This window comes from Pseudomonas brassicacearum, from assembly GCF_003732175.1.
Taxonomy (GTDB): Bacteria; Pseudomonadota; Gammaproteobacteria; order Pseudomonadales; family Pseudomonadaceae; genus Aquipseudomonas; species Aquipseudomonas brassicacearum_G.
The window spans coordinates 101,451-114,174 of sequence record NZ_MOBI01000013.1 but is presented as its reverse complement, the minus strand read 5'-3'; the positions used below and the strand labels follow the sequence as shown (position 1 = coordinate 114,174).

12 protein-coding genes are annotated in these 12,724 nt (G+C 59.3%); 9 read left to right on the top strand and 3 right to left on the bottom strand.

Annotated features, from left to right (window positions below; all coding sequences use genetic code 11):
- The first annotated feature begins 209 nt into the window (after positions 1-209).
- The 3 genes from BK658_RS11295 to BK658_RS11285 are packed head-to-tail and all read left to right on the top strand — an operon-like array spanning position 210 to position 1,916.
- Positions 210-1,130, top strand: coding sequence for an arginase family protein (locus BK658_RS11295; RefSeq protein WP_123582352.1), 921 nt, complete (start codon positions 210-212; stop codon positions 1,128-1,130).
- The gene (locus BK658_RS11290; protein ID WP_123582351.1) at positions 1,127-1,501 is read left to right on the top strand and encodes a DMT family transporter; all 375 of its coding nucleotides are present in this window, start codon (positions 1,127-1,129) and stop codon (positions 1,499-1,501) included. Before BK658_RS11295 ends, BK658_RS11290 begins: the two co-directional genes overlap by 4 nt.
- 10 nt (positions 1,502-1,511) lie before the next feature.
- Positions 1,512-1,916, top strand: a complete 405-nt coding sequence (locus BK658_RS11285) for a DMT family transporter (protein ID WP_371919121.1) — start codon at positions 1,512-1,514, stop codon at positions 1,914-1,916.
- A gap of 183 nt (positions 1,917-2,099) precedes the next feature.
- Here the strand turns inward: BK658_RS11285 and BK658_RS11275 are convergent, their stop codons facing one another.
- Both BK658_RS11275 and BK658_RS11265 read right to left on the bottom strand, forming a co-directional pair.
- Positions 2,100-2,966 carry a fatty acid desaturase family protein gene (locus tag BK658_RS11275; protein ID WP_123582349.1) on the bottom strand — a complete coding sequence of 289 codons (867 nt, stop codon included), beginning with the start codon at positions 2,964-2,966 and terminating at the stop codon, positions 2,100-2,102.
- A gap of 192 nt (positions 2,967-3,158) precedes the next feature.
- A complete protein-coding gene (locus BK658_RS11265; RefSeq protein WP_123582348.1) occupies positions 3,159-3,929 on the bottom strand; it encodes a MipA/OmpV family protein in 771 nt (256 codons plus the stop codon).
- 227 nt (positions 3,930-4,156) lie between these two features.
- Between BK658_RS11265 and BK658_RS11260 the strand changes: the two genes are divergently transcribed.
- The 6 genes from BK658_RS11260 to BK658_RS11235 are packed head-to-tail and all read left to right on the top strand — an operon-like array spanning position 4,157 to position 11,430.
- On the top strand, positions 4,157-4,879 hold the full coding sequence (locus BK658_RS11260) for an MtnX-like HAD-IB family phosphatase (protein WP_123582347.1): 723 nt from the start codon (positions 4,157-4,159) through the stop codon (positions 4,877-4,879).
- Positions 4,872-6,266 (top strand): aspartate aminotransferase family protein, encoded by a 1,395-nt coding sequence (locus BK658_RS11255; RefSeq protein WP_123582346.1) that lies wholly within the window; start codon positions 4,872-4,874, stop codon positions 6,264-6,266. Before BK658_RS11260 ends, BK658_RS11255 begins: the two co-directional genes overlap by 8 nt.
- Entirely contained in the window at positions 6,263-7,126 is an 864-nt protein-coding gene (locus BK658_RS11250) for an alpha/beta hydrolase (RefSeq protein WP_123582345.1), read from the top strand. Before BK658_RS11255 ends, BK658_RS11250 begins: the two co-directional genes overlap by 4 nt.
- Before the next feature lie 14 nt (positions 7,127-7,140).
- Positions 7,141-8,265, top strand: a complete 1,125-nt coding sequence (locus tag BK658_RS11245; protein ID WP_123582344.1) for a GNAT family N-acetyltransferase — start codon at positions 7,141-7,143, stop codon at positions 8,263-8,265.
- The gene (locus tag BK658_RS11240; protein WP_123582343.1) at positions 8,265-10,043 is read left to right on the top strand and encodes a sensor histidine kinase; all 1,779 of its coding nucleotides are present in this window, start codon (positions 8,265-8,267) and stop codon (positions 10,041-10,043) included. The genes BK658_RS11245 and BK658_RS11240 overlap by 1 nt, the downstream gene beginning before the upstream one ends.
- Positions 10,033-11,430: a sigma-54-dependent transcriptional regulator gene (locus BK658_RS11235; RefSeq protein WP_123582342.1), complete on the top strand. Its 1,398-nt coding sequence runs from the start codon at positions 10,033-10,035 to the stop codon at positions 11,428-11,430. The genes BK658_RS11240 and BK658_RS11235 overlap by 11 nt, the downstream gene beginning before the upstream one ends.
- A 135-nt stretch (positions 11,431-11,565) precedes the next feature.
- On the opposite strand, the gene BK658_RS11225 is transcribed toward BK658_RS11235, so the two are convergent.
- A complete protein-coding gene (locus tag BK658_RS11225; RefSeq protein ID WP_123582340.1) occupies positions 11,566-12,600 on the bottom strand; it encodes an alpha/beta fold hydrolase in 1,035 nt (344 codons plus the stop codon).
- Positions 12,601-12,724: the final 124 nt, after the last annotated feature.

Sequence of the window (12,724 nt, the reverse complement as noted above, 5' to 3'; positions counted from 1 at the left end):
TGCTAGCAAGGTGTATCTGATAATCCACGGTTGCAGGGTTTAGGGCCGCTTCGCTGCCCAGCGGGGGCAAGCCCCCTCGCCACAATGGAGCTCAGCGCTCCATCCAACGCTGGCCCGCCCCTTGCATTTATCCGTTAAAGCCCGCTTGGCCTGCGTTGGCGATTGTTCGCGCCGGCCTTGCAGGGGCGCTGCCATGGGTAAAACACGTTTTGAATATATTGGATCTCGACCACAGCCTCACAGCCCAGGCGCCGATTGCCCGACTGCTGGAAAGCGGTCGCGCCAAGCGTCTGGACCTGCTCGATCTGGGCCCCAAACTGCGTTTGTGGTCCAGCGAGAAAAACTACCGACGCTTTTCCGAACGCCTGCGCGAACGGCCCCGCCATACGGGGCCGCAGCCAGAAATCTTCTTTATAGGCTCCGGCGACTACCACCACCTGACTCCGGCTTTTCTCGCCGAGATTACCGAGCCGGTCAGCCTGATTCATTTCGACAACCATCCCGACTGGGTACGTTTCGCACCGCGTCGGCATTGCGGTTCCTGGGTCAACCGGGCACTGAAGCTGCCGAACATCAAACGCATCGTCACCCTCGGGCCCTGCAGCGATGACCTGCATAACCCGCAACTGCGTGGCGGCAACCTCGGCGCGCTGAAGCGTGGCGACTTGCAGCTGTTCCCCTGGCAGCACCCGCCGTCCCAGGTCTGGGGTTTCATCGGCGATGGTGCCGGGCATCAACAGCGGGAAAACCTGCTGCACTGGCGCAACCTGGCCGACCTCGATTGGCCGGTGTTTCTCCAGCAACTGATCGAGAGCCTGCCGACCGAAGCGGTGTGGATTACCATCGACAAGGATGTGCTGGCCAGTGAAGACGCCGCGACCAACTGGGATCAGGGTGGCATGCGGCTGACGCACTTGCTGCAAGCCCTGCGCATGTTGGCCGCGAGCAAGCGAATCCTCGGCATCGATGTCTGCGGCGAGTTCGCCCAACCAGCCTTCAGCAACGCGCTCAAGCGTTGGGAAGCCAAATCCGACCAGCCGCCTCCCGAGCGCTGGAGCGAAGACGATCTGCTGCGAAATGCGGCAACCAACCAGGCGCTGATCAGCCTGTTCGAGGAGTTATTCCCGTGACCTTGACCGTGGTGTTACTGGTGGCGTTTTCGATTGTTCTGGACGTCATCGGTCAGCTCTGTTTCAAGCTGGGCCTTGACCGTTTACCGGAGCTCGAAGGTGGCTTTCGATTGAACGCATTCTGGGGCCAGGTGTTCAACGCGCCGTTGCTCTGGTGCGGGATCGGCGCCTACGCCATCGAGTTCTTTGTCTGGCTCGAAGCCCTGTCCCGTGCGCCGCTGAGCCTGTTGTTTCCATCCGCGGCGCTGGCTTATTGCGGTGTAGTACTGGCCGGTAAAGTCGTGCTGGGTGAAACCGTCAGCCGCCGGCGCTGGCTTGGCACCCTGGTGATTACGGTGGGCGTGATGCTCGTGTGTGTCGCCCATGTCTGAAGCTCAATCGATGATGGAAAGGAACAGCACTATGGGTTGGTTGCACGGACGTCTGGGCACCGTGGTGCTTTGGATGCTGCTGATCGGTTTTGAAAGTGGCGGTCAGATCGCCACCAAAGTCGGTGGCGATCAACTGGGGCAGATGGACTTCAACCTCCAATGGCTGGCGGCCGTGGCCGGTAATCCTGGGGTGTTGACGGCCATCGCCTGCTACATCGGGGCGTTTTTCGTCTGGATGTTGATCCTGCGGCGCAGCAGCCTGTCGTTGGCGTTTCCACTGAGTTCGCTGGTGTTTGTCGGCGTGTTGCTCGGCTCGTGGCTTGGTCTCGGCGAGCAGATCAGCCTGCTGCACTGGCTGGGCGTGGCGGTGATCATGGGTGGAATAGCGTTGCTGGCGGAAGGCGAAGAGACTTAAGAACAACGCATTTCCCTGTGGCGAGGGGGCTTGCCCCCGCTGGGCCGCGAAGCGGCCCTAAACACTGCAACCGTGGATATCAGGCAGACCTCGATAGCTGGATTGATCGCGAGCGCTTCGCACTCGAACGGGGGCAAGCCCCCTCGCCACAGTAAGCCCCCTCGCCACAAAAGGATCTATAGATCAGCCTTTGCGGTGAGCCGTCAAAAAGCCCAGTCCGTGTGACACCGGGATCACCTTCACCCCCGCCGCACGTTGCTGCTCGGCAATTTCGCGGTGGAATGCCTTGACCTGGGTCCAGTGCATTTTCGGCCGGTAATGGTGCTCGGCGTGATAACCGTTGTTCATCCAGATCAGGTTGTAAAGCACGCTGTAGCTGCTCACGCCCCAGGCGATCGGCAACTCCGGATTACCGCCCAAATGCTCGTAATACCCATTGAGCGACGACAGTGCCTGGCCCAGATACCAGAACGGCAGCAACAGCAACACGGCATGCCAGTCATAGAACGCCAGCGCCACATACGCCGCCACGGTCACATAAATCTCGACCTTGACCCAACGTGCATCACTGGGCCGCTTGCGCTGCATTTCTTCGTAGAAAGGCTTCGGATCATCGCGGAAAAAGCTGAGAAAAGTGTACGACCAGGGATTTTCAGGCTGCCCATCCTTGCCGCGCAGGTAGATAGACAGCGGATCGACGGTTTTTCCGTGTGCATCCGGCAGGTCTGAATTACCACGGTGATGGCGATTGTGGATGTCGCGGTAGAGGGTCTGCGAGAAACCGATGGTGACCGACAACAACAGATCGAATGCCCGATTCATCCAGCCAAGGGTGAAGTACGGGTTGTGGATCTGGTTGTGGGAAATACTGTTGATGCTCCACGACAGGCTGACGGCATAGACCAGCGCCAACGGCACAAGGGCCCACCATGACAGGTCATGGAAGGCCAGCACCAGCCACAGAACAAACGCCAGATGAGCCACGCCCAGCGCAATCGGGACCAGATCCCACAGCGAATAGGCAAGGAAGCGATACGCGGGACGAGCCATGAAGCACTCCTGAGAAATTGAGTTCATGGCAGGGTCTGCAAAGGACGGACCAGATTGAAGGCGAATGATCGTTCCCACGCTCCCGCGTGGGAATGCATCCGGTGACGCTCTGCGTCACATCCGAAGCGGACGCAGAGCGTCCAGGGCGGCATTCCCACGCAGAGCGTGGGAACGATCACACCTGTGATCGCCTCAATTGAATTTGTAGCTGATCGCCGCCTGAACCTCGCCCTGGTTCACGCGGCCTTCTTGTTTGACGATAGTGCTGTCCGCCGCGGAATTGGTCAGGTGCTTCCAGGTGGCACTGGTCACCAGCGACCACTTTGCGGCCAGCGGGAACTCGAAGTTCTGGGTCAACGCCACATTCTGCATGCCGCCACTGGCCTTGTACGGACGGAACTCCGAATCCCGGGCGTCTTTCTCGGAAACACCAAAGAACGTCTGAGTCTGCTGGCGATCAGCAAAATTCGCGCTCAATTCGCTACTGCCAATGATCCCCAGCCCCAGTGGATAACCCACTTCCCCGCCCACACGACCGAGCACACCACCCTGGCCGCGATTAGCGCCCACGGTATGGCCGACGAAAGCGAAAATTCGCCAGAAATCAGCCGGGCTGTACTGAACGAAGCCACCGGCCTCGCCCATGGCCGACACATTGTGCAGGCCCCGCAGCGTGCCATTGGAGTTGCGGCCCGGAATGTAGTTGATAAACGGCCCGGCACTGAAACCATTGGCTTTCAAGGCGCTCCAGGTCAAACCGTCGTCGGTGCTGAGGCTGACATCGCCCCAGTCCAGATCGAAGTAAGGCACCGGCACGGTTTCATAACGGCTACCCGTGGGGTCATAGGGCTGATTGCTCATGCCGAGACCTGCCTCACCGGTTATCCCGGCAGCCTGCACGGTGGCGCAAAAGCCGCCAAGGCACAGCAAGGCAGTGAATACAGCAGAGGTAATCCTGAACATAAAGCAATTCCTTATCAGTGCATGCGCGCATCAACTCCCGGGTCGATTTTGCTGCGCAAGCACTCATGTTGTTTGTAGCGACCTACAAAAATTGTAGCTTCGCGGACATATTTCCCGCACAGCATACCTCAGAGCCCCGGCCTATAGGATCTGAAACAACTTGGCACAATCCCTGCTCTACCCCGTTGCAAGCGCATCAGCGCGCCCCTGCCCAATAGGTAATGCAGATGATTGATTGGCATATCGTGTGTGATTTCGACGGGACCATCACCCGAACCGACGTAATCGACAGCATTCTCCAACGTTTCGCCGACCCGAGCTGGGAAGCGATCGAGGACGAGTGGCTGAGCGGTGCTATCGGCTCGCGTGAATGCCTCAGCCGCCAGCTTTCGCTGGTCAAGGCAACTCCCAATGAACTTCTCGAGTTCTTCGACAGCGTCGAAATCGATGCCGACTTCCCGGACTTTGTCGACCATGTGGTCGGCCTGGGCGCTTCCATCGAAGTCGTCAGTGACGGTATCGAACAAGGTATCGCGCGGATTCTGTCGCGCAACTACGTCAGCCTCCTGCCGATCCTCGCAAACCGCCTGCGCCAGGTCGACAACAACAGCTGGCGCATCGACTTTCCGTATTCGAGCGACGCCTGCCGCGCGGCCTCCGGCAACTGCAAATGCAAATCCACGCCCAGCAGCAAACGCGTGCTGGTGATCGGTGACGGTCAGTCCGACATGTGCGTGGCCTCCACCGCCGACTTCGTATTTGCCAAGGACCGCCTGGCCGAACATTGCGAACGCAATGGCATCGCTTACGCCCGCTTCGACAGCTTCGCCGAACTTCCGGCCTTGCTGGCCAAACTGCCGGCCGGCAGCGCAGCCAACGCCACTGCCTTCGCACTTGAAACCTCTTCTGAAATCTCGCTACACAATCAGGAACTCTTCCACCATGTCTGATATCCGAATTGCTACCGCAGAAGACCAGGTTCTTCTGGATAAAGAAGCCAAGTACTGCTCCTACGGCGACACCGTTCACTACATCGATCCTCCGCGCATTTTCAGCCGTTGCGAAGGTTCCTACGTGTGGGACACCGAAGACCAGGCCTACCTCGACCTGCAAATGTGGTACTCGGCGGTCAACTTCGGTTACGCCAACCCGCGTCTGAACAACGCCCTGAAACAACAGATCGACACCCTGCCGCAAATCGCCAGCCAGTACCTGCACAAAGGCAAGATCGAGCTGTCAGAAATGATCGCGGTCGACGCCAAGAACAAGTTTGGCCTCGACGGTCGCGTGCACTTCAACGTCGGCGGTTCGCAGTCCATCGAAGACTCGTTGAAAGTGGTGCGTAATGCCTCCAACGGCAAGAGCCTGATGTTCGCCTTCGAAGGCGGCTACCACGGCCGTACCCTCGGCGCCTCGTCGATCACCTCGAGCTTCCGCTACCGTCGCCGCTACGGCCACTTCGGTGAACGCGCCAACTTCATCCCGTTCCCGTACCACTTCCGCGGCCCTAAAGGCATGACCAAGGAAGAATACGGCAGCCACTGCGTGCAGCAGTTCGCCCGTCTGTTCGAAACCGAATACAACGGCGTTTGGGACCCAAAAACTAACCAGTGTGAATACGCAGCCTTCTACGTCGAGCCGATCCAGGGCACCGGCGGCTACGTCATTCCGCCAATGAACTTCTACAGCGAGCTCAAGCAAGTGCTGGATCAGCACGGCATCCTGATGGTTTCCGATGAAATCCAGATGGGTTTCTGGCGTACCGGCAAGCTGTGGTCGATCGAACACTTCGACGTTAAACCTGACGTGATCGTCTTCGGTAAGGCGCTGACCAACGGCCTCAACCCACTGGGCGGCATCTGGGCCCGTGAAGAGCTGATCAACCCGAAGATCTTCCCGCCAGGTTCGACTCACTCCACCTTCGCCTCCAACCCACTGGGTACCGCGGTAGGCCTGGAAATGTTCAAGATGACCAGCGAAGTCGACTACGGCGCGATGGTTATGGCCAAGGGCAAGTACTTCCTGTCTGGTCTGCAAGAGCTGCAAAAACGCTTCCCGATCATCGGCGACGTCGACGGCCTGGGCCTGGCCCTGCGCTGCGAAATCTGCACCACTGACGGCTTCACCCCGGACAAGGCCACCCTGGACTACATGGTCGAGGAAGGCATGAAGGGCGATATGGTGGTTGACGGCCAGAAACTGGGCTTGATCCTCGACGTGGGCGGCTACTACAAAAACGTGATCACCCTGGCACCGTCGCTGGAAATCAGCTACCCGGAAATCGACCTGGGCCTGAAACTGCTCGAGCAATTGCTGAACCGAGCCATGAAACGATGAACGAAACAGAGATCGATCTCGGCGAAGGTAGTACCGGTTTCGTTCTCGGCAGTGGTGAGGTCGCGGTGTTGTTGATCCATGGCCTGACCGGCACCCCGACGGAGTTGCGTCGGGTTGCCATCGGCTTGGCCAAATCGGGTTGCACGGTGTACGTGCCAACCCTGGCCGGGCACTGCGGTGATAACGCCGACCTGCAAGCCACTGGTTGGCAGGACTGGTACGAAGGTGTACGCAAGACATTCGTGGGCATACGCCAGCGGCACGAACAGGTGTTCGTCGGCGGTCTGTCCATGGGCGCGGTCATGTCCATGTATGTCGCGTCCGAGCATCCAGGACAGGTCGCCGGCCTGCTGATGTATTCAACCACCCTGCGCTACGACGGCTGGAGCATCCACAAACTGGCGTTCCTGACGCCTTTGTTGATGAAGATTCCGTTCGGCGTGCATATCTGCAGCTTCGAAGAGAAGCCACCTTATGGCATCAAGAACGAGCGCCTGCGGGCAATCGTCGAACGTCAGATGAAGGACGGCGAAAGCAGCAATGCCGGTCTGTTGACCATGGAAGGCGTCACCGTGCGCGAATTGCACCGGATGAATGCCGTGGTCAAGAAACGCATGCCGTCGATCAAGACACCGGCCCTTGTGCTTCACTCCATCGAAGACGACATCACCAGCCGCTGGAACGCCGATTACGTCGAACGACATCTCGGCGGCCCGGTCACCAAGATCCTGCTGGACAACTGCTATCACATGATCACAGTTGACCTGGAATACCGCCGCGTCGTGGACCTGAGCGCGGACTTTGTCCATCAGCTTTCCATGAAGCCTGGCGAGCGTGAAGAGTATCGACAACTGGCGTAGCTTAAGGACAAGACGTGATTACCGCCCAAGCCTTTTCAACCATCCAGGCCATCGAACGCTGCGCCTGGAATGACTGCTTCCCTGGGGAACTGGAGGACTGGGATTATTACCGGGCCGTTGAACAGGCGGGAGTCGCCGACTTCCAGTGGCGCTACCTTGCACTCTATGAAGGCAGCACATTGATTGCCGCAGCCGCGGCATTTACCACGCAGTACTCGCTCGACACCACGGTGCAGGGCATCGGCAAACGCATCACGCAACGCTTGCGTCAATGGTTGCCGGGCGTGCTGGATATTCGCTTGTACGCCATGGGATCGCCAGTGACCGAGCAATGCCATGCAGGCACCGCCAGCCATATCGCTGACGACCAACGTCCGGCGTTGCTGCGTCAGTTGCTGACGTTGGCCCGCAACGATGCCAACCAGGCCGGGATCGGTCTTCTGGCCGTCAAGGATGCGCCCAGCCACGATCACCAGTGGATTGAAGTCTGCCGCGAGGCCGGACTGCAAACCATGCCCGGTTTACCGAGTGCGGTATTGCCGATCGCGTTCGGCTCACTTGATGCCTACCTCGGCACACTGGGCAAATCCACCCGCAAGGACTTGCGCCGAAAACTTCGGGCGCAAGGCCCGCGAATCGAATGGCGACGCTCGGTCGACGATGTATTGCCACAGATGATGCGTTTGTATGAAGCCACCCTGGCGCGCAGTGATCTGGAGTTCGAACGACTGTCCGCAGAGTATTTCACCAGTATCCTCGAACACCTCGACCAACGTGCCGCGTGCGTGCTGTATTGGGTGGGCGAGCAACTGGTGGCGTTCAACCTGGTGTTGCTGGACGAACATCGACTGGTGGACAAATTTTTTGCCCACGACCTGGAACAGACCCGTGAGTACAACCTGTACTTCAGAAGCTGGCTGGCCAATGTCGACTATTGTATTCAGCACAAAATCCCGCTGTATGTGTGCGGCCAGGCCGGCTATGCCAGTAAGCTGCGACTCGGCTGTAAATTTGAAGGCAATACGCTGTTTTTTCACCACCGCAACGGGTTGCTCAATACATTACTGAAACTCGTGAAACTGTTTGTCCGACCGGATAAATCCGACCCTGCCATGGCTGCTGCGATAAGCGAAACCTGATGATCAAAGTCCGACGCCGTAAAGCCCTGCCCTTCGCCATCTCCCGCTGGAGCCTGCAACGCAAGCTGGTATTGGCATTCTGGCTGGTCAGCGTAATCCCGACCATGATCGCTGCGGAACTGGCGGCCACCACGCTGTCACAGATCTTCGATAGCAACGTGCGCATCTGGTTGCAGGAATCGACCAAGATCGTCGAAGACGAGGTCCGGGAAATCCTGCGCGAAAACACGCGGGTCGCCCAGTTGTTGCTGCGCCACATCCGCCCGATCAACGACCGGCTCTCGGCCCGGCAGGACCGCCTCAGCGCCGACATTGCCGAAGCCATGGGCATCGACGTCGTGGCGCTGGTGCGCACCAGCGATCACAAAGTGCTGTTCAGTACCGTGGCCGACGACATCGTCCAGCAAATCAACACCGCGCCCAAAGCCGTCCTGCAAACCATTCAGGTCACGGGCGCGTCCACCGGCATTCTGGTCTCGACCTTCCAGACAACTCAGGCTGGGGTCGACTATCAGTTGGTCCTCGCCAACTATCTGGACAGCAGCTTCCTCACCAGCGTCGCCGATGTGCATTCCCTTGACCTGCGGTTGTACCTGGCCAAGGCCGAGGACTTCTCGGAAATCTTCGCTACCCAGCGCTTCGAAGATCACCCCATGAAGGTGCCCGAAGACATCGAGCAAATCCTGCGCACCACGAAAAAACCGATCGAACAGTTCACCAATAACTACAGCGGCATCTATCGGCCAATCCTCAATGACAGCGGTGAACTTCAGGGTGTGATCTTCAGTGGCCTGCTGCGCCACAACAGCCTGGTCGGGCTGGTGAACCAGAGCAATCTGTTCATCCTGATTTTCATCCTCAGTTCGGCGCTGTCGCTGGGTGTCGGCTGGCTGGTCTCGCAACGCCTGACCCAGCCCCTGCGCGCTCTATCCAAAGGCGTTCGGGCGGTGATCGACGGCGATTATCGTCAGCGAGTGCCGGTCTATGGCAGCGACGAACTGGCCGAACTGAGCAGCACCTTCAACCACATGACCGAACGTCTCGGCGAGTTGCAGCACCTGGAGTCGCAACTGCGCCGCCGCGATCGCTTGCACGCCTTGGGTGAAGTGGCCATGGGCCTGGCCCATGAAATCCGCAACCCGCTGGGCATCATCAAAACCGCGACCCAGTTACTGCACCGTCGCGCCGACCTGCCCGATACCGACAAGCGGCATCTCGAATACGTGGTCAGCGAGGTCAGCCGGATCAACGACCTGATCACCGACTTCCTCGACTTTGCCAAGCCCAGCGCGCCCATGCGCTCCACCCAACCGGTGCGACCGCTGATTGATGAATTGGTCGGGTTCTGCGCCCCGGAACTGGCGACTCACAACATCGACGCCCGAATCGAAGACAACGCCCCTGGCGCGACCATCTATGCTGACGCACGACAGCTCAAACAGGCCTGCCTGAACCTGGTGATCAATGCCATAGACGCAATGCCTGACGGCGGTCGCCTGACCCTGGGCATAACCAGCGACAAGGAATACACCGTCATCAGTGTTTCCGACACCGGCCAGGGCATCGAACCGGACATGCTCGAACGGATTTTTACACCGTTCGTCACCACAAAGGCATCAGGTACGGGTCTGGGGCTGGCAAAAGTCTTCTCGATCATGGAAAACCATGACGGACGGGTCGAATGCATCAGCGAAAAAGATGCCGGCTCCACATTCAGCCTGTACATTCCGGCCAACGGTGAAGACGACAGCGACGACGAGGACAGTGATGACGCATAACATTCTGGTGGTCGATGACGAGCCCAAGCTTTGCGACTTGTTGGCCTCGGCCCTGAGCCAGAACGACATCCAGGTGTTCACCGCCAGCAATGGCCTGCACGCGCTCAAGGTGCTGGAACAGGAAGACATTGACCTGGTGATCAGCGACTGGCGCATGCCCGGCATGGACGGGCCGCAGTTGCTGGCGGAAGTCAAAGTGCGCTACCCGCAACTGCCGGTGATCGTCATGACCGCCTACAGCACGGTTAAAAATGCCGTGCAGTCGATGCGCAATGGCGCCTTCGACTACATTGCCAAGCCGTTCGACATCGATGAGCTGGACATCACCGTCAACAAGGCCCTGCAATTTCGCGACATTCTCAAAGACAACCAGCGCATGCGCGCCGAGCTTGAAGAACACCAGCAGATCGACAGCCTGGTGGGCGACAGCCCGACCTTCCGCCGAGTACTGCAAGCAGTGGATTCGGTACGCGAAAGCAATGCGACCATCCTGCTCACCGGCGAAAGCGGCACCGGCAAGGAAATGGTCGCCCGGGCCATCCACAAACACGGCAACCGTGCCGACAAACCCTTCGTCGCAGTGAACTGTGCGGCGATCCCCGAAGGGTTGCTGGAAAGTGAAATGTTCGGCCATCGCAAAGGCGCCTTCACCGGCGCCGTGGCGGACCGCGTCGGGCGCTTCATGCAGGCCGACAAGGGCACGCTGTTTCTCGATGAGGTCGGCGACATGCCGCTGGCCTTACAGGCCAAAATCCTCCGAGCCTTGCAGGAGCGAGTGATCGAGCCGGTGGGCGACCAGCGCGAGCGCAAAGTCGATGTGCGCGTGATCGCCGCCACCAACAAGAACCTGCTGGAAGCGGTGGCCAACAAAGAGTTTCGCGAAGACCTTTATTATCGCCTCAATGTGTTCCCGATCCCCCTGCCCGCCCTGCGCGAACGAGTCGAAGACATCGCGCCACTGGCCCGACACTTCGCTCACACCCTGGGCGCCACCGCCGGCAAGCGCATCACCGGTTTCAGCCCGGAAGCCTTGCAGGCCATGACCCATTATTCGTGGCCGGGGAACATCCGCGAACTGCAGAACTGCGTTGAACGAGCCACCATCGTGGCCTCGGGCTCAGTGATCGAAGAAGACGATCTGCCGGCGTACCTGTTCGCCTCAAGGCCCACCGTCGACGGCGCCCGCGTGCCGTTCAACGTAGGCACTGGCGTGCCGTCGGACCTCGACGCTGCGCTGGTGGAAGTCGAGAAGTCCTACATTCTTGCCGCCCTGCAACAAAGCAATGGCGTGCAAGCGGCCGCCGCGCAACTGATCGGTATCTCGGAGCGCAGCTTCTGGTATCGGCTGAAGAAACTCGGGATTCATGTGGACAAGATTGTGCGCTGAGCACGGCCACACACCCAACCTTGTGGGAGCGAGCCTGCTCGCGATGACGGAGTATCAGCCGACATCTATGACAGCAGTGTCATCGCCATCGCGAGCAGGCTCGCTCCCACAGGGCTCTTGCCCATTACAAACGTTTTACAACAGATTCGGTGCCTGCACCGGATCGATCTGCGCCCAATGCGAGGTGTCTTCACGATGGGTTTTCAGGTACGGCAACACTGCCGCCAGTAACGGCGCCTTGAACGCTTCCTGAAAACGATGGGCCAGCCCCGGAATCAGCTTCAACTGACTGCCCTGGATATGCGCCGCCAAGTGAATACCATGCATCACCGGCAACAGCGGATCAGCAGTACCGTGCACCACCAGCGTCGGCACCCGCAGTTGGTTGAGCAGCGCCACCCGGCTCGGTTCGGCGAGGATCGCCATGATCTGGCGTTTCACGCCTTCAGGATTGAACGCCCGGTCGTACGCCACCGCTGCCTGATGCAACAGCGCCTGGCGATCATCACTCACCTGCGGACTGCCCAGCGCTGCCAGCAGATCAGCCTGTTGCTCCAGAGCCACCTCACGGTTCGGCGCACCGCGCCGTGAGAGCAATTGCACCAGCGCCGCATTCGGCGCCGGCAACCCTTCTGCACCGGAACTGGTCATGATCAGCGTCAGGCTCTCGACCCGCTGCGGCGCCATGGCCGCCATGTGCTGGGCAATCATCCCGCCCATGCTCGCGCCCAGTACATGGAATTGCTCCACGTGCAGCGCATCCATCAGGCCCAGCGCGTCGTCCGCCATATCAGTCAGGCTGTACGGCGCCGCTACGGGTAATCCGAGTTTGTAGCGCAGCACCTCAAAGGTCAGGTTGGCGTTGACCGGAGCCTGACGCCAGGTCGACAGCCCGACATCGCGGTTGTCATAGCGAATCACCCGGAATCCCTGTTCGCACAGCGCTACCACCACCTCGTCCGGCCAGTGAATCAACTGGCCACCCAAGCCCATCACCAGCAGCAACGCAGGATCGGACGCACGACCGATGCTCTGGTACGCCAGGCTGACCTGCGCCAGATCGACCCGCTCGGTCGGCACATTGACATCGCAGCGCGACGCCGCCAAGGACGGTAGGCCGAACAGCAGCGCGACCAGAAAAACCGCAGTTGAAAAAAATCGTACCCGCATGAAGAAACACCGAAACGCAGAACCCCAGTAGAGCGCGAGTCTGATGAACTTTGTTAAAGCGCGCTGCCACAGTTGCGTGACAGTTTGATGAAGAGTGCCGAGCGGTCGATTCGTAGACCGCTGA

Coding starts and splice junctions, on each gene's coding strand:
- BK658_RS11260 (WP_123582347.1), top strand. CDS start 4,157: ATGATTGATTGGCATATCGTGTGTGATTTCGACGGGACCATCACCCGA.
- BK658_RS11255 (WP_123582346.1), top strand. CDS start 4,872: ATGTCTGATATCCGAATTGCTACCGCAGAAGACCAGGTTCTTCTGGAT.
- BK658_RS11240 (WP_123582343.1), top strand. CDS start 8,265: ATGATCAAAGTCCGACGCCGTAAAGCCCTGCCCTTCGCCATCTCCCGC.
- BK658_RS11285 (WP_371919121.1), top strand. CDS start 1,512: ATGATGGAAAGGAACAGCACTATGGGTTGGTTGCACGGACGTCTGGGC.
- BK658_RS11235 (WP_123582342.1), top strand. CDS start 10,033: ATGACGCATAACATTCTGGTGGTCGATGACGAGCCCAAGCTTTGCGAC.
- BK658_RS11250 (WP_123582345.1), top strand. CDS start 6,263: ATGAACGAAACAGAGATCGATCTCGGCGAAGGTAGTACCGGTTTCGTT.
- BK658_RS11275 (WP_123582349.1), bottom strand. CDS start 2,966: ATGGCTCGTCCCGCGTATCGCTTCCTTGCCTATTCGCTGTGGGATCTG.
- BK658_RS11225 (WP_123582340.1), bottom strand. CDS start 12,600: ATGCGGGTACGATTTTTTTCAACTGCGGTTTTTCTGGTCGCGCTGCTG.
- BK658_RS11265 (WP_123582348.1), bottom strand. CDS start 3,929: ATGTTCAGGATTACCTCTGCTGTATTCACTGCCTTGCTGTGCCTTGGC.